Raw genomic sequence first — 17,020 nt, 5'->3', positions numbered from 1 at the left:
GTCAGCCTCCCTGTAATCCGGCCGAGATGACGGCCCGTCCGATCGGGGCGGCCACCGAACCGCCGGTCGCGGCGAGTGCTCGGTCGCCGCCGTCCTCCACGATCACCGCGACGGCGATGCGGGGTTGTTGTGCAGGTGCGAATGCGATGTACCAGGTGTGCGGCGGGGTGTTCCGCGGATCGTTGCCGTGTTCCGCGGTGCCCGTCTTCGACGCGATCTGCACACCCTGGATGGCACCGCCACCGCCGGCGTTGTTCTCGGCACCGATCATCAGGTCGGTGAGGGTCGCCGAGACCTCCGGCGAGATCGCCTGGCCCAGCGATTCGGGCTTGGTCTCCTCGAGCACCGTCAGGTCGGGCCCCTGCCGACGGTCGACGAGATACGGCTTCATGCGCACCCCGCCGTTGGCGATGGTCGCGGCGATCGACGCGTTCTGCAACGGAGTGAGGGCCACATCCCGCTGGCCGATGCTCGACTGGCCGAGTGCCGCGCCGTCCGGGATGGGGCCGACGGTGCTCGCCGCGACGGGCAGCGGGACGTCGAGGGTCTCGCCGATGCCGAGCTTCTCCGCCTGCGAGACCAGGGCCTCGCGTCCGTCGTCGATGCCCATCTCGACGAAGGCCGTGTTGCACGACCGCGCGAACGCCTCCCGCAGCGTCACCGTCGATGCGTCGCCGCACGCGGCCCCGCCGTAGTTCTCGAGGGTCGTCGCGGTGTCGGGCAGGGTGATCTGCGGCGCTGCGGTGAACTGCGTGTCGGGGGTGACGCCGTTCTCGAGCGCGGCCGCCGTCACGACGACCTTGAAGGTCGAGCCCGGAGGGTAGGTCTGGGAGATCGCGCGGTTGAGCATCGGCTTCTCGGGATCGGCGTTGAGCTCGTCCCAGGCCTGCGAGGTCGCGGCGCCGTCGTGTCCCGACAACCGGTTGGGGTCGTAACTCGGCGTGCTCACCATCCCGAGGATCCTGCCGGTGCTCGGTTCGATCGCGACCACCGAGCCCGTGTAACCCTTCGAGGTCAGCTCGTCGTAGGCCACCTGCTGAACGACCGGATCGATCGTGGACACGACGTTTCCGCCGCGTGGGTTGCGGCCCGACACCAGGTCGAACAGTCGACGTCCGAACAGCAGGTTGTCGGAACCGTTGAGCAGCGAATCCTCGGACCGTTCGAGTCCGGTGCTGCCGTATTGCATCGAGTAGAAGCCGGTCACTGGCGCGTAGGCCAGCGGGCTCATCGGCTGGGTCGGCGGCGCCGGGTATTCGCGCAGGTACTTGTAGCGGCTGTCGGTGGGCACCGACACCGCGAGAGCCTGACCGGCCGCGACGATCTGTCCGCGCTGACGGGAGTACTCGTCGATCAGCACACGCGAGTTGCGCGGATCGGTACGGAGATCGTCGGCCTTGATGACCTGCACGTAGGTGGCGTTTGCGAGCAGCGCGACGACCATGAACATCACGGCCATCGCGACCTTGCGGAGCGGACCGTTCATTCGCGCCCCATCATTTCCGTCTTGGCCTCGGCGATCGGCGTGGGCGCCTTCTTACGGGGGATCGCGGGTTGGCGGGCAGCGTGCGAGATCTTCATCAACAGAGCCAGGAGCAGATAGTTTGCGAGCAGCGACGAACCACCGTAGGACACGAACGGTGTGGTCAGGCCGGTCAGGGGGATCAACTTCGTGACACCGCCGACCACCACGAACAGCTGGACGGCGAGGGTGAACGACAGGCCGGCGGCGAGCAGCTTGCCGAAGCTGTCGCGCACCGCCAGCGCCGTGCGCATGCCGCGGACGACGAGGATCAGGAACAACAGCAGGATGGCGGCCAGGCCGATCAGGCCGAGTTCCTCACCGATCGCGGCGACGATGAAGTCGGTCTTCGCGAACGGCACCTGCCCCGGCCGCCCGCTGCCCAGACCGGTGCCGGCGACCCCGCCGGTCGCGAGACCGAACAGCGACTGGGAGATCTGGTAGCCGGTGTTGTTGTAGTCGGCGAGCGGATCGAGCCAGGTCTCCACGCGCACCCGCACGTGACCGAACATCTGGTACGCCGCGTAGAAGCCGACGGCGAGCAACGAGAATCCGATGATCAGCCAGCCGACACGTTCGGTCGCGATGTAGAGCATCACCAGCACGGTGGTGAACAGCAGCAGCGACGTGCCGAGGTCCTTCTCGAAGACCATCACACCGATCGAGATGATCCAGGCCGCCAGGATCGGGCCGAGATCGCGGGCGCGGGGGAAGTCCATCCCCAGGAAGTGCTTGCCTGCGGTGGTGAACAGGTCGCGCTTCGCCACCAGGACCGATGCGAAGAAGATGATCAGCAGGATCTTCGCGAACTCGCCGGGCTGGATGCTGAAACCGGGCAGCCGGATCCAGATCTTGGCGCCGTTGACCTCGGAGAACCTGCTCGGCAGCAGGGCCGGGATCGCGAGTGCGATCAGGCCGATGAGACCGAGCGTGTAGCTGAACCGCGCGAGCAGACGGTAGTCGTGCAGGAACACGAGCACGACGATGAACAGCGCGATGCCGAGCGCCGTCCACAGCACCTGCTGCGTCGCATCGGGCGACGGCGGCGGCAGGCCCATGTAACGGGCGTTCTCCTGATCGGACAGGTCGAGCCGGTGGATGAGCACGAGTCCGAGACCGTTGAGCAGCGCGACTATCGGCAACAGCAGGGGATCGGCGTACTTCGCGAAGCGCCGGACCGCGAGGTGCGCGGCGAGGAACAGCGCAGCGAAGGTCACCCCGTACTTGAGCAGGTCGAGGGTCAGCGCCTGCTCCATCGAGACCTCGACGAGCATGAGCGACACCGTCGTGACACCGATGGCCGCGACGATCAGGGCCAGTTCGGTGTTGCGCCGGGTCGACTGGACGGGCGCCGGGGCGAAACCTCCCGGAGGGCTCGGGAAGTCCCCCACACCATGGGACACCGACATCAGGCGCCCACCCTGCAGTTCTGACCGGGGATCTGGGGCGCGGGCTCGGGAGCCGGCTCCGTGTTCGGAGCGGGTTCGCCGGGAGTCGGCTCGCCGGGAAGCAGTTCGCCGGGCTGGGAGGCCGGTGCCGGTTGGCCCGGCTGCGGCTCACCGGACGCCGGCGGCTGCACCGTGGGTGTCTCGGTGGGCGGGGTGCCGTTCGGTCCGGGCGTCGGCGTCGGCTCTCCCGGGCCGGGGGCCGGTGCGGGAGCGGGCTCGGGTTCCTCCGGGGTGCACACCGGCAGCAGGTCCAGTTCGGCGAGCCGCTGCATCTGCTCGCGGGTGTCGTCGAGCGACCCCGACGGAAGCCCGGCACGGACCTGCTCGCGAGCGGCGGGCCACAGGTCGTCGACGAGCATGACCCGGCACGACGCGCTGTTCGGATCGACGAGCGTGAGGTCGCCCTCGTCGGTGACGCACCCGACGCGCGCGGCCTCCTGCAGCGAGTAACCGAAGACGTCGCCGGGGATACCGCGCAGCACGGTCACGCGACCGTCGTCGGCGCCGACGTAGTAGTTGTTGCGGATCAGCTGGCGGCCGACGAACAGGCCACCGACCAGCACCGCGATGATCACGACGGCGGCGACCGGCCACCACAGGCGGCTGCGCTTCTTCTTCGGCGCCGGTTCCGGGGCCTTGTTGATGACCCGCTTCGGGGTGGCGCGCGGTGGCCGCATTGCGGCGGCGCGACCCGCTGCGGTGTTCGGCGGGGGAGTGTCCTCGTCGTCGTCCGCGGATGCCGCTCCGGCGACGATGGGATGCGACTGGCCGTAGTCGAGATCGATCACGTCGGCGACGACCACGGTGACGTTGTCGGGGCCGCCGCTGCGCAGCGCCAGCTCGATGAGCCGGTCGGCGCACTCGTCGTGCGTGCCCTGCCGCATGGTGTCGGCGATCGTCTCGTCGCTGACGACGTCGGACAGGCCGTCGGAGCACACCAGATAGCGGTCGCCGGCGCGGGCCTCGCGCACGGTGAGGGTCGGTTCGACCTCGCTGCCCGTCAGGGCGCGCATGATCAACGACCGTTGCGGGTGCGTGTGCGCCTGCTCGGGGGTGATGCGGCCCTCGTCCACGAGCGACTGCACGAAGGTGTCGTCGCGGGTGATCTGGGTGAGCTGGTCGTCGCGCAGCAGATAGGCGCGGGAATCGCCGATGTGGGCGAGTCCGAGTTTGCTGCCTGCGAAGAGGATGGCCGTGAGCGTCGTGCCCATGCCGTCGAGTTCGGGCTCTTCCTCGACCTGGTCGGCGATGGAGGCGTTGCCTTCGCGGACGGCCGCGGCGAGCTTACCGAGGAGGTCGCCGCCCGGCTCGTCGTCGTCGAGGTGGGCGAGCGCCGCGATCATCAGCTGTGAGGCGACCTCACCGGCCGCGTGGCCGCCCATGCCGTCGGCGAGGGCGAGCAGGCGGGCACCGGCGTAGACGGAGTCCTCGTTGTTGGAGCGCACGAGGCCGCGATCGCTGCGGGCGGCATATCGGAGTACGAGGGTCACGGGCGGAGCTCGATCACGGTCTTGCCCACCCGGACCGGGGTTCCGAGCGGGACACGGACAGCGGTGGTGACCTTCGCGCGGTCGAGATACGTGCCGTTCGTCGACCCCAGGTCTTCGACGTACCAGTCGGAACCTCGTGGCGACAGGCGTGCGTGGCGCGTGGATGCGTAGTCGTCGGTCAGCACGAGTGTGGAGTCGTCGGCACGGCCGATCAGAACCGGCTGGGTGCCGAGCGTGATCCTCGTGCCGGCCAGCGCGCCCTGCGTGACCACCAGGTACTTGGCGGTCTTGTTACGGCTCAGCGTCGGCAGCACCGACTGCTTGGGCGAGTAACGCGGGAGCGGTCGCGCGGCACCGGCGTAGATGTCGGACCGGAGCGTGCGCAACACCGCCCATACGAACAACCACAGCAGGAGGAGGAATCCCGCTCGGGTCAGCTGCAGAATCAGCCCCTGCACGGTGCATCCTCCTTCGGGGTAGTCGACCGGTCGTGTTCCAGGTCGTGCGGTCACTCACAATACGGACACCGGACGACTCCATGCAGCGTCCGACGCGCTGTCACACGCGTCGGACGGTATGAACGGGTCCGGTGGGTCCTTCGATACCGGCTGATCAGAGGATGCGCACGAGGATTTCGGAGTGCCCGGCGCGAATCACGTCACCATCGGCGAGCTGCCAGTCCTGCACCGAGGCGCCGTTGACCGTCGTGCCGTTCGTCGACCCGAGATCGGAGAGCATCGCGACCTGACCGTCCCAGCGGATGTCGATGTGGCGACGCGAGACGCCGGTGTCGGGCAAGCGGAACTGTGCGTCCTGGCCGCGGCCGATGATGTTGCTGCCCTCGCGGAGCTGGTAGTAGCGGCCGCTGCCGTCCTCGAGCTGGAGCGTCGCGGTCAGCACCCGACCGGCGGCGGGGGACTGGTAGCCGGCCTGCTGGTAACCCTGGTCGTAGCCGGGGGCCGCGGCGGCGTAGCCCTGGTCGTAACCGCCCTGCTGCGCGCCGTACTGCTGGTCGTAACCCGGCTGTGCGTAGCTCTGCTGGCCGTAGGCCTGCTGGTCGTAGCCGCCCTGCTGGTAGCCCTGGTCCTGGTAGGCCTGGTCGTAACCGGGCTGTGCGTAACCCTGCTGGCCGTACGCCTGCTGGTCGTACCCGCCCTGCTGCGGGTAGTCCTGGCCGTACGCCTGCGGTTGGGCGCCTCGAGCGCCGTAGGCCTGCTGGTCGTAGCCACCCTGGTCGTAGCCGCCCTGCTGGTAGTCCTGCTCGCTGTAGGCCTGGCCGTACGCCTGCTGGTCGTAACCGCCCTGCTGGTCGTAACCGCCCTGCTGGTCGTAACCGCCGGGAGCCTGGTCGTAGCCGGCGTTGCCGTAGCCCTGGTTGTAGCGCTGCTCCTGGCCGACGTGCGCGTGACCGTTGCGTGCGTACTGCGGTTCCGCCTCGGCGGGGTCACGGCTGGGGTCGTAGCCGGGGTTCTGCGTCATTGGGCCAGCTCCTGGTTCAGAGGTCACGGGTGGGCGGTTCTGCGGGTTCCGCGGTGACGGAGCACGCGTCGCTGAGCGCCCCGCATCGGGATCTACCGAGCCGCGAGTCCGGAACTGCCCGGTGTGCAGTGCCGACGACGACTCGAAGACGACTTGGATCTCACCGTATGTCTGCCATCCCTGTTCTCGGATGAAGTCCTCAAGGTGACGGGAGAATGCCTTCACAGTCAAGTCCCGATCCGCTGCGAGGGCGTCGTGATCGGTTTCGCTGATCGTGATGACGTAGTGATTGGGGGCGAGCATGTGGCCCCGATCGAGCTGTCGGACGCCGTCCGTTGCCTCCTGCTGCAGCGCCGCCTCGACTTCCTGGGGCACGACGCCGCCGCCGAACACGCGGGCGAAAGCGTCGCCGATCGCGGCCTGGAGTTTGCGCTCGAAGCGCTGGGCGATGCCCATGGCGACCCCCTTTCCGTACTCAGCGTGTCGCAATGCAGATCTCGTCACTGCATGGTATCCACTTTTCCCCGGATTCGACCCTGCGGTATGCGGCACGTCTCGCCCGGATGTGCTCGGCGATCGAGCCGGAAGTGTTCGCGGCCCTCTGACCAGGCGAATAGTTGTTCGGCTCCGGTGTGTGTTACTGTTTTCGGCGTTGCTCGGGCGAGTGGCGGAATGGCAGACGCGCTGGCTTCAGGTGCCAGTGTCCTTCGGGACGTGGGGGTTCAAGTCCCCCTTCGCCCACAGTGTGCAGTTCCACGAACTGCGACGGACGAGGTCACGAACTCTTCGGAGATCGTGACCTCGTTTTCGTTTGTCCGGCCCCGATCCGATGCCTTTTCGGCCGTGCTTTACTGGGGCGGTGATGGCCCGGTGACTCCCAACACGGCAGATATCGGCGCGATCCTCATCAGCTCGCGCTCCCTGGACGAGTACCGGTCGATGTTCGACCTCTCCGACGACGATCTGTCGCGGAGGATCCTGGACTGCCCGGCCGGCGCGGCGGGCTTCACCGCCGTGGTGAACCGCCTCGGTGGTGACGTGACGGCCTGCGACACGGCCTACTCCGACTCCGACGCTGAGCACCTCACCGTCGTTGCCGCTGCTGAGGCCGAGCGCGGGAACCGGTACATCCGGGACCACGCCGAGAACTACGACTGGACGTTCTTCGCCGACCCCGACGAACACGCACGGGTGCGGCGGCAGGCGGTCCGGGATTTCGCCGAGGACATCCGTCGGCATCCGCACCGATATGTCGCCGGGTGGTTGCCGTCTCTGCCGTTCCCCGATGCGGCATTCGATCTCGTGCTCAGTTCGCACCTGCTGTTCAGCTACGCCGACCGACTCGACCGCACCTTCCACCTCGACGCGATCCGGGAACTGATGCGTGTCGCCCGGGACGAACTGCGCATCTTCCCGCTCGTGGAGTCCGGAACCTCGGTCCTCTACCCCTACCTGGACGAACTGCTCACCGATCTCCGGGAACACGGCATCGACGGTGAGGTCGTGGAGGTCGACTACCGATTCCAGAAGGGCGCCCACCACATGCTGGTGTGCCGCCGCACCGGGTTTCCCTGAGCGAAAGGAAGGGCGCAAGGTGGCCGCGCCCTTCCCGATCCGGCTACTCACTCGACCAACTCCGCGGTACCGGCACTCCGGTGGGTACTCGTGTCCGTCGATTGCCGTGCGCGCCGGCGAGTTGCGGTCCGGTGAGATACAGCGCGAGACCGGCGCACAATGGGAGATGGGGGTAGGAGGTCGTCATGCGTGCTCTGAGTGGCCTACTGAATGTCGTGCTCGACTTCTCACCGCCCTGCTCGGCACCGTTCTGGGGATCGTCGCCGCCGTGGTGATGCTCCTGGGTGCGGTGTTGTGCGTGACGATCCTGCTGATCCCACTGGGTATCCCTGTCATCCGGCTCTCCCGCCGGCTGTTCACCCTCGCCGGGAAGATGATGCACGTGCCGTGACGTCCCGCGACGAATCGACGAGGCGCTCGACCGCCTCGTGAGGCGCTCGGGCGTCTCGTCCACCGGCCTGCGGAACCTCTTCGGATCGGCCCCGCATTCTCGAGGAATGCGGGGCCGACTCTTGTGTCCATCGCGGTGTCATGCGCCTCTACCTGCGCAAATAGTCTAAGCATCCGGTCGGTTGCCGTACATACCCTAGGGGGGTATGGTATCCGGCAGGACGACCGACGCGACAAGGACGACTCCGATGCCGAATACCCCGAGCGAGACGGTGCACGCCGATGCCGTCGCCCACGACGACGCGCATCAGCACAGCTATATCGCCAACAACACCAAGGCCGACTACCTCAAGCGACTGCGTCGCATCGAGGGGCAGGCCCGCGGCCTGCAGCGGATGGTCGAGGAAGAGAAGTACTGCATCGACATCCTCACGCAGATCGCGGCGATGAAGAAGGCCCTCGAAGCCGTCGCGCTCGGTCTGCTCGACGAACACATGGCGCATTGCGTGGCCGGTGCCGTGCGCGCCGGCGGCGACGAAGCCGACCTCAAGTTGAAGGAAGCCAGCGACGCCATTGCGCGACTCGTCCGCTCCTGATCGTCCCGACCCGTTCACGACCCGTATCCGAGGAGTTCCCATGAGCCAGACCAGCACCTACACCGTCACCGGCATGACCTGCCAGCACTGCGTCGCGTCGGTCACCGAAGAGGTCCAGGAGATCCCGGGCGTCGAGAACGTCGAGGTCGATCTTGCCACCGGTGCCGTCACCGTCACGAGCGCCGAGTCCCTCGACGATGCCGCCGTCGCGGCCGCCGTCGAGGAGGCCGGTTACAGCCTCGCATGAACACCCCGGCCAAGCTCACCGGCTTCGTCGCCGCCGTAGCCGCAGTTTTCGGTATCGCGCTGCTCGTCGGCGCGACCGTCGGCCCGGTGGAAGAGCAGACCGAGGATCCGGCCGTGAGCGCCCACGACGCCGGTCACGGTGAAGACACCGCCACCGGCAGTGCCGCGGAAACACCTGCCGCGGAAACACCTGCTGTGGAAGACATCCCGGGAGGTCTGATGACGTATCGGAACGGTTATACCCTCGCGCTCGCCGAGAAGAATCTCGAGTCGGGTGAGGACAGGAACCTGACATTCGCGATCCACGGTCCCGACGGCGCGCCGGTGACCGACTTCGACGTCACCCACGACAAAGAGCTGCACCTGATCGCCGTGCGCCGCGACTTCACCGGTTTCCAGCACGTCCATCCCGTGCTCGACGAGAACACCGGCATCTGGTCCGTCGACGTCGACCTCACGCCCGGCACGTGGCGGGTCTTCACCGACTTCACTCCCACCGGGGGAGAGGCGCTCACGCTGGGCACCGACCTCGCGGTGGCGGGCGAATTCGTCCCTTCCCCAAAGGAAGCCGATAACCGCACCGCGACCGTCGACGGCTACGAGGTCACCCTCGACGGCGACCTGTCGTCGGGTGGTGACGCGATGCTCACCCTCACCGTGAGCAAGGACGGACGGCCGCTCACCGACCTGCAGCCCTATCTCGGTGCCTACGGACACCTGGTGGCACTGCGCGGCGGCGACCTCGCCTATCTCCACGTCCACCCGGACGGGACACCCGGCGACGGCACCACACGACCCGGTCCCGAGGTCGTCTTCCACACCTCCGTCCCGAGTGCCGGCACCTATCACCTCTATCTCGACTTCCAGCACGACGGAGTGGTTCGCACCGCGGCCTTCACCCTCACCGCCGGAGGCACCGGCGAGGTGCAGCCGGGGTCCGGCGCACACGGTGACCACAGCCATTCCGGCCGCTGACGGCCCATTCTTCCGAGGAGACGCACATGACCACGCAGAGTCAGCCGGTCGCCGCCGAATCGATCGAGCTCGCCATCACCGGCATGACCTGCGCATCCTGCGCCAATCGCATCGAGCGCAAGCTCAACAAGCTCGACGGCGTCACCGCGACCGTCAACTACGCCACGGAGAAGGCGAAGGTCAGCTACCCCGACGACGTGACACCCGAGGATCTCGTCACGGTCGTCGAGCAGGCCGGCTACGGCGCCGCACTGCCGCCGCCGTCCGCGCAGGCGACCGGCCGGACCGGTGACGTGCCCGAATCCGATCCCGTTGCGCCGCTTCGTCACCGGCTCGTCGTTTCGGCGATCCTGACGGTGCCGGTGATCGCGATGGCGATGATCCCGGCCCTGCAGTTCACCAACTGGCAGTGGCTTTCGCTCACCCTCGCCGCGCCGGTCGTGGTGTGGGGTGCGTGGCCGTTCCACCGGGCGGCGTGGATCAACCTGCGTCATGGCACGTCCACCATGGACACGCTCGTGTCGCTGGGAACCCTTGCCGCCCTAGGGTGGTCGGTCTACGCCCTGTTCTGGGGCACGGCGGGTGAACCGGGGATGGTCCACCCGTTCGAGTTCACCATCGCGCGGGGCGACGGCAGCGGCAACATCTATCTCGAGGCCGCGGCCGGTGTCACGACGTTCATCCTCGCCGGGCGCTACTTCGAGCAACGGTCGAAGCGACGTGCCGGCGCCGCCTTGCGTGCCCTGCTCGAACTCGGAGCCAAGGACGTCGCGGTCCTCGGACCGGACGGGACCACCGAGACCCGAATTCCGTTGGAGCAGTTGGCGGTCGGAGATCTGTTCGTCGTGCGCCCGGGCGAGAAGATCGCCACCGACGGTGTGATCGAACGGGGCACGTCGGCGGTCGACGCGTCGATGCTGACCGGTGAGTCCGTTCCCGTCGAGGTCGGTGTGGGCGACAGTGTCGTGGGCGGCACGGTCGACGTGGGTGGACGACTTGTGGTGCGCGCGACCCGCGTGGGCTCCGACACCCAGCTCGCGCAGATGGCGAAGCTGGTGGAGGACGCCCAGAACGGCAAGGCCCAGGTGCAGCGTCTGGCCGACCGGATCTCCGGCATCTTCGTGCCGATCGTCCTGCTGATCGCGGCCGGCACCCTCGGTTTCTGGCTCGGCACCGGCAACGGGCCCGCGGCGGCCTTCACCGCGGCGGTCGCCGTGCTGATCATCGCCTGCCCCTGCGCTCTCGGCCTGGCCACCCCGACCGCGCTGATGGTCGGTACCGGTCGCGGCGCTCAGCTCGGCATCCTCATCAAGGGCCCCGAGGTCCTCGAATCGACCCGCTCGGTCGACACCGTGGTCCTCGACAAGACCGGCACGGTCACCACCGGCCGGATGACCCTGCGCGAGGTCGTCGCCGACGACGGTGAGAACGCCGACGAGGTGCTGCGGTACGCCGGGGCACTCGAGTCGGCGTCGGAACACCCGATCGCACGTGCCGTCAGCGATGCTGCTGCGGACAGGTTCGGCGGCCTGCCCCAGGTCGAGGACTTCACGAACGTCGAGGGTCTCGGTGTCCAGGGAGTGCTCGTCGAGGGCGACACCAGCCGCGCGGTGCTGGTGGGACGCCCGAAGCTGCTGGCCGACTGGTCGCAGCACCTCTCCGAGAAGCTGCAGCAGGCGTTCGAGCAGGCCCAGAAGTCCGGTGGCACGGCCATCGCCGTCGGCTGGAACGGAAAGGCCCGCGGCATCGTCGTCGTGGCGGACGCAGTCAAGCCGACCTCCGCGAAGGCCGTCGCCGAACTGCGGGAACTCGGCCTGCGTCCGATCCTGCTCACCGGCGACAACGCCTCCGTCGCGCACACCGTGGCGGCCGAGGTCGGCATCGACGAGGCCGACGTGATCGCCGACGTGCTGCCCACCGACAAGGTCGACGTGGTCGAGCGACTCCAGCGCGAAGGCGCGGTGGTCGCGATGGTCGGCGACGGTGTCAACGACGCCGCGGCGCTCGCCCGCGCCGACCTGGGCCTGGCGATGGGCACGGGCACCGACGTCGCGATCGAGGCGAGCGACCTGACGTTGGTCCGCGGCGACCTCATGGTCGCGGTCGACGCCATCCGGTTGTCGCGCCGGACGCTGACGACGATCAAGGGCAACCTGTTCTGGGCGTTCGCATACAACGTCGCGGCACTGCCGCTGGCGGCCGCGGGCCTGCTGAACCCGATGCTCGCCGGTGCCGCGATGGCGTTCTCGTCGGTCTTCGTGGTCTCCAACAGCCTGCGACTGCGACGGTTCCGCGCACACGCGGCCTGACCGCTTCGGCTGCAGGGAGGAGGACGGCCTGTCAGGATCGGATCCATGACACAGCAGTCCTCCTTCCGTGCCCTGGTCGTCGACGACACCGACGACGGCCAGGTGGCACAGTTCCGCGAACTGACCGACACCGACCTTCCCGACCACGACGTCCTCGTCGAGGTCGAGTACTCCTCGCTGAACTACAAGGATGGTCTCGTGGTCGCGGGACCGCAGAAGATGGCGCGACGCACCCCGCTGGTCGCCGGCGCCGATCTCGCCGGGACCGTCCTCGAGAGCAGCAATCCCGACTGGAAGCCCGGCGACCGCGTCGTCGTCAACGGCTGGGGTCTGTCCGAGACCCAGTCTGGCGGGTACACCCGGCGCCAGCGTGTGAAGCCCGAATGGCTCGTGCGCATCCCCGACGCCTTCTCCACCCGCGACGCCATGGCCATCGGCACCGCCGGCTACACGTCCGCCCTGTGCCTCGACGCGCTCGAGCGGTACGGGATCGCATCGGACGCGGAACTGCTCGTCACCGGCGCGGCCGGTGGCGTCGGGTCGATCGCCGTCGCCCTCGCCGCTGCCGCGGGACACACGGTCGTCGCCGCGACCGGCCGTCCCGAGACCCACGACTTCCTGAGCGAACTCGGTGCGTCGTCGTTCGTCGACCGCGCCGAACTGCAGGGCAAGGGCCGGCCCCTGGGCAAGGAACGCTGGGATGCCGCGGTGGACGCGGTGGGCGGTTCGACGCTCGTGAACGTACTGTCGCAGATCCGCTACGGCGGTGCCGTCGCCGCGTGCGGTCTCACGGAGTCGCCGTCGATGCCCGATGCCACGGTGATGCCGCACATCCTGCGCGGCGTCGCCTTGCTGGGCGTCGACTCGGTGATGGCGCCGGCTCCGCTGCGCCGGTCGGCATGGGATCGTCTCGCCCGCGATCTGCCTGCGAGCACCCTGGATTCGCTGTCGCGGGTCGAACCGCTCTCGGACGTCCCACGACTCGCCGAGGAGATCCTCGCGGGCAAGGTGCGCGGCCGGGTGGTCGTCGACGTCACCGCCTGAGAACGGTTCCGGAGAACGACCGGTGGGCAGCCACTTCGACAAGTGACTGCCCACCGGGCCGAGACGGACGGACGCTACGAGGACGCGTGGACCTCGCGCTCGTTGGGCACGCAATGCGTCATCTGTAATCCGGTCACATCACGGGGACCGTTCTTGCCGAGATTCGCTGCGCGTTGCAGTTCGTCCTCGTCGAGGGTCTGGCTCTGCAACGGAGGTAGATCCCGTACGTCGTCGGCACTGATACCGAGTCCGTCGCCGACGCGTTGTCCGAGCTCGTCGTCGCACATGAAGAAGTGCCACACCATCCGCTCCTGCACGTCGCGGACGGCCTGACCGATACCGTCGACGAGGTTCTTCACCAGGTCGTCCTTCTCCCACTGCTCCATGAGCTGGTAGCGCTGACCGGCCTGCTCGTAGTCGTTGGTACGCGGAATACGTTTGCGCGTGAGACGACCCCGGATCTCCGGCCCCTGCTCGTCGTGGGTCGGGAACTCGGCCTCGCGCAGACCGCCGGTGATGGACGGTTCGTAGTTCACGTGCGGGTTGTCGCCGACATCGTCGACGCCGTATGCCATCGGTCCGCCCTGCTGATTGGTGGCCACGTGGGCGTTCTTCGCCGAGTTGACCGGAAGTTGCAGGTAATTGGGACCCACCCGGTAACGCTGCGTGTCGGAATAGGAGAACGTGCGTCCTACGAGCATCTTGTCGTCGGAAAAGTCGAGTCCGTCGACGAGGACGCCGGTGCCGAAGGAGATCTGTTCGTTCTCGAGGAAGTGGTTCTCGACGTTGCGGTCGATCACCATCCTGCCGACCGGCATGGCGGGGAATTCGTTCTCCGGCCAGACCTTCGTGTCGTCCAGGGGGTCGAAGTTCAACTCCGGATGGTCGTCGTCGCTCATCATCTGTACGCGCAGTTCCCATTCGGGATGGTCACCGCGCTCGATGGCCTCGTACATGTCCTTGCTGGCATGCCCGAGATCGTGCGCCTGAATGGCCGCCGCGTCCTCCTCGGTCAGGCTCTTGACACCGATCTTCGGAATCCAATGGTATTTCACGAGGTGTGTCACGCCCTCGGCGTTGACCCACTTGTAGGTGTTGACCCCGAAGCCCTGCTGAGTCCGGTAGTTGGCCGGAATGCCCCGGGGACTGAACAGATTCACCAGCATGTGCATTGCTTCGGGGGTCTGCGACATGAAGTCGAAGATGCGTGCGGGTTCCTGCCGGAAAGTGACGGGGTCGGGCTTCAGCGAATGGATGACGTCGGGGAACTTGATCGCGTCGCGAATGAAGAAGACCGCGAGGTTGTTTCCGACAAGATCCCAGTTACCGTCCTCGGTGTAGAACTTGACCGCGAAACCTCGCGGATCGCGGGCGGTTTCCGACGAGTCGCGTCCACCGATGACCGTGGAGAGCCGGATGGCGACGTCGGTCCGCTTCCCCGGCTCGGCGAAGAGTTTCGCGCGCGTGTAGTTCGTGATGGGTTCATCGCCCCATTTCCCGGTGGCTTCGAAATATCCGTAGGCGACGAAACCGCGCGCGTGCACCACTCTTTCCGGAATGCGTTCTCGATCGAAATGGCTGATCTTTTCGAGGAACTGATAGTTCTCCAGCGTCGCGGGTCCGCGTGGGCCCACCGTCCTCTGATTCTGGTTGTCGTATACGGGATGGCCCTGGCGGTTCGTCAACACACGTCGGTCGTCTCTCCGGGCCGGGCCCTGCGACGAAACATCGGTCACGGTGTTCTCCCCTCGGATGCAGTTGATGGGCTTTCTCGTAATCGAGTTGTCGACCGTCCTGTGCGGGGGCGACATCCTCTCACTATTACGTTCTTTCCGGGTTCTCGTCGGCCTTTCGCGAACAACAACCCGGATGCCCGACAACCGGCGCACCGTCTACACGATCAACTCGCGGTCTCCGCGTTCGGCAGTTGTTTCGGTGAGGCGGAGTCCGGATCGGTCCGCCGACCGAAGGCGAGCCAGAGCAGGAATCCGAATCCGGCCGTGACGTAGAGCGTGCCGAGCAGGTGCTGCCATGCGGCCCAGCCGAGTTCGAGATCGCCTCCCGTGGGGAACAGGTGGTGCGGGCCGATCAGGAAAACGAGCGCGACGCCGACGGCGATCGCAGTGAGTCTCTGCGCATCGGTTGCGCGCCCCGCCGCTAGTGCGAGGGCCAGCAGTGCCGGCGCGACCCACACCCAGTGGTGCGACCACGACACCGGCGACGCCAGCAGCACGGCCGTCGCGTTCGCGAACAGGGCGAGCACGAGATCGCCCTGCTCGAGGGCACGGCGGATGGCCACCACCGCGACCAGCAGCATCACCGCGACGGCCAGCAGCCACAGCACGGAAGCCATGAGTTCGGGCGGCCCGAAGCGGGAGATCACGGCCTTGAAGGACTGGTTGGTGGCGAAGTACGCCGCGCCGATCCGGCCGGTGTCGGGCAGGGTGTCCAGCCAGTACTTCGCGGAGGTCGCGGGCATCACGGCGAATGCGAGGGCGGTGAACCCGAAGGTCGACGCGATGATGATGGCACTGGTCCGCCGGTCGCGCCGCAGCAGGAACAGCAGCAGGAACGCGATGGGCGTGAGCTTGACGGCGGCGGCCAGTCCGATCAGCATTCCGCGCGGCCACTTCGGGGTCTTCACCAGGACGTCGAGGGCGACGAGCGCCATCAGGACGAGGTTGATCTGCCCGAACGAGATCGTCTCACGCACGGGTTCGAGCAACAGTGCTCCGGCGACCGCGACCGCGGTGACGATCCACGCCGTCCGCGCCTCGAAGTCCGGACGGAGCCGGTCCAGCACGACCCGCAGGGTGACGACGAGCGCGGCGACCGAGACGAGGGTGAAGACGATCTTGCCGAACGTCACGGGGATCAGCGCCAGGGGAGCGAAGAGCATCGCCGACAGCGGCGGGTAGGTGAACGGCAACGCGAAGTCATCGGTCACCGGAGGCATCTGCCCGTAGATGTCGGCGCCGTCGAGCAGGACCCGCGCGCCCATCCGGTAGACCAGGAAGTCGATGAGTTCGCTTCTGACGAGGATCGCGATGAGCACACCCGCGGAGACGAGCGACGCGATCACCGCGACGGCGGTACCGCGAGATCCGGTGAGGAACGGAGGCGTCGTCGAACCGGTCGGAGTCAGCCGTGATTGTCGCACCCGGCAACTTTAGTCAATTCCGATATTCGTTCCGGTCCGACGTGGGGAACGCCATACGGCCGAAATATCACGAATCGACAGGACGCAGCAGGTCGGGGTTGTTGTTCCGCGGCGAATTGACCGCCGTGCTCACCTCGTACGGTTCGAGGGTCGGTTCGGGAATCGAATTCAGCAGGGCGTCGACGTCGTCGCGGTTCTTCAGGTCGGGATCGAGCCACGGATCGACGAAGGTGTCGGGCAGGATCACCGGCGACCGTTCGTGGATGTGCCCGGCGGCGTCGGTCGCCGGACGGGTCAGCACGGTGCACGTCCACAACCAGCGGTCGGGATGGTCCTCCGGCAGCTCCGGGTCCGGCCACAGCTCGTAGAGCCCGGCCATCGAGATCGGCCCGTCCGCGTGCAGGAAGAACGGGATCTTCTTCCCGTCCTCACCCTTCATCCACTCGTAGTATCCGTCGGCCGGCAGCACGCACCGCCGCTTCGCCGCGGCCGCCTTGAAGGCCGGCTTCTGGGTGATGGTCTCGGACCGGGCGTTGATCATCCGCGACCCGATCTTCGGGTCCTTCGCCCAGAACGGCACGAGCCCCCACTTGATCTGCGAGGACACGATGCGGATCGGCTCGGCATCCGGGTCCTCGCGTGGCGCCCGCTCGAGCACGACGTTCACGCGCTGGGTGGGGGCGATGTTGTACGACGGGGGCAGTTCCTCACCCACTGCCTCGACGGCGTCGTAGGCCGCGAGCAGATCCCCACGGGTACTGGTGCTGGCATAGCGTCCACACACGA

14 protein-coding genes, 1 tRNA gene and 1 pseudogene are annotated in these 17,020 nt (G+C 67.5%); 8 read left to right on the top strand and 8 right to left on the bottom strand.

All coding sequences use genetic code 11. The features are described from left to right. Position 1: 1 nt before the first annotated feature. The 5 genes from M3330_RS11460 to M3330_RS11440 form a co-directional block, all read right to left on the bottom strand. On the bottom strand, positions 2–1,486 hold the full coding sequence (locus M3330_RS11460) for a penicillin-binding protein 2 (RefSeq protein ID WP_006550943.1): 1,485 nt from the start codon (positions 1,484–1,486) through the stop codon (positions 2–4). Further along, positions 1,483–2,931: an FtsW/RodA/SpoVE family cell cycle protein gene (locus tag M3330_RS11455; RefSeq protein WP_006550944.1), complete on the bottom strand. Its 1,449-nt coding sequence runs from the start codon at positions 2,929–2,931 to the stop codon at positions 1,483–1,485. The genes M3330_RS11460 and M3330_RS11455 overlap by 4 nt, the downstream gene beginning before the upstream one ends. After that, on the bottom strand, positions 2,931–4,460 hold the full coding sequence (locus tag M3330_RS11450; RefSeq protein WP_006550945.1) for a PP2C family serine/threonine-protein phosphatase: 1,530 nt from the start codon (positions 4,458–4,460) through the stop codon (positions 2,931–2,933). Before M3330_RS11450 ends, M3330_RS11455 begins: the two co-directional genes overlap by 1 nt. Next, entirely contained in the window at positions 4,457–4,918 is a 462-nt protein-coding gene (locus M3330_RS11445; protein ID WP_006550946.1) for an FHA domain-containing protein, read from the bottom strand. The genes M3330_RS11450 and M3330_RS11445 overlap by 4 nt, the downstream gene beginning before the upstream one ends. A gap of 154 nt (positions 4,919–5,072) precedes the next feature. After that, entirely contained in the window at positions 5,073–6,395 is a 1,323-nt protein-coding gene (locus tag M3330_RS11440; RefSeq protein WP_217579338.1) for a DUF3662 and FHA domain-containing protein, read from the bottom strand. Positions 6,396–6,597: 202 nt separating this feature from the next. On the opposite strand from M3330_RS11440, the gene M3330_RS11435 reads away from it, so the two are divergent. The 8 genes and pseudogenes from M3330_RS11435 to M3330_RS11400 all read left to right on the top strand — a co-directional run bounded on the left by M3330_RS11435 (position 6,598) and on the right by M3330_RS11400 (position 13,074). Next, a tRNA-Leu gene (locus M3330_RS11435) sits at positions 6,598–6,680 on the top strand. Between the two features lie 129 nt (positions 6,681–6,809). Next, on the top strand, positions 6,810–7,514 hold the full coding sequence (locus M3330_RS11430) for a methyltransferase domain-containing protein (protein WP_255028761.1): 705 nt from the start codon (positions 6,810–6,812) through the stop codon (positions 7,512–7,514). A 185-nt stretch (positions 7,515–7,699) separates the two neighbouring features. Then, a pseudogene (locus M3330_RS11425) lies at positions 7,700–7,905 on the top strand (hypothetical protein). A gap of 247 nt (positions 7,906–8,152) precedes the next feature. After that, complete coding sequence (locus tag M3330_RS11420) at positions 8,153–8,500, top strand: metal-sensitive transcriptional regulator (RefSeq protein WP_006553308.1); 348 nt, start codon at positions 8,153–8,155, stop codon at positions 8,498–8,500. Positions 8,501–8,540: 40 nt separating this feature from the next. Continuing rightward, positions 8,541–8,747, top strand: a complete 207-nt coding sequence (locus M3330_RS11415) for a heavy-metal-associated domain-containing protein (RefSeq protein ID WP_016691112.1) — start codon at positions 8,541–8,543, stop codon at positions 8,745–8,747. Next, positions 8,744–9,721 (top strand): hypothetical protein, encoded by a 978-nt coding sequence (locus M3330_RS11410; RefSeq protein WP_255028760.1) that lies wholly within the window; start codon positions 8,744–8,746, stop codon positions 9,719–9,721. The genes M3330_RS11415 and M3330_RS11410 overlap by 4 nt, the downstream gene beginning before the upstream one ends. A gap of 26 nt (positions 9,722–9,747) precedes the next feature. Further along, positions 9,748–12,030 (top strand): cation-translocating P-type ATPase, encoded by a 2,283-nt coding sequence (locus M3330_RS11405; RefSeq protein WP_200359132.1) that lies wholly within the window; start codon positions 9,748–9,750, stop codon positions 12,028–12,030. Between the two features lie 45 nt (positions 12,031–12,075). After that, entirely contained in the window at positions 12,076–13,074 is a 999-nt protein-coding gene (locus M3330_RS11400) for an MDR family oxidoreductase (protein WP_019290439.1), read from the top strand. Between the two features lie 74 nt (positions 13,075–13,148). Here the strand turns inward: M3330_RS11400 and M3330_RS11395 are convergent, their stop codons facing one another. From M3330_RS11395 to M3330_RS11385, 3 genes are all read right to left on the bottom strand, one after another. Next, positions 13,149–14,810 (bottom strand): catalase, encoded by a 1,662-nt coding sequence (locus tag M3330_RS11395; RefSeq protein ID WP_255028759.1) that lies wholly within the window; start codon positions 14,808–14,810, stop codon positions 13,149–13,151. A 164-nt stretch (positions 14,811–14,974) separates the two neighbouring features. Further along, positions 14,975–16,234 (bottom strand): glycosyltransferase 87 family protein, encoded by a 1,260-nt coding sequence (locus M3330_RS11390; protein ID WP_255028758.1) that lies wholly within the window; start codon positions 16,232–16,234, stop codon positions 14,975–14,977. Between the two features lie 67 nt (positions 16,235–16,301). Further along, on the bottom strand, positions 16,302–17,018 hold the full coding sequence (locus M3330_RS11385; RefSeq protein WP_019290436.1) for an SOS response-associated peptidase: 717 nt from the start codon (positions 17,016–17,018) through the stop codon (positions 16,302–16,304). Positions 17,019–17,020: the final 2 nt, after the last annotated feature.

Origin of the sequence: Rhodococcus sp. GA1, from assembly GCF_024321955.1 — a bacterium.
Lineage (GTDB): Bacteria > Actinomycetota > Actinomycetes > Mycobacteriales > Mycobacteriaceae > Rhodococcus > Rhodococcus pyridinivorans.
The sequence above is the reverse complement of the archived record's forward strand: the minus strand, read 5'-3'. Positions and strand labels throughout refer to the sequence as shown.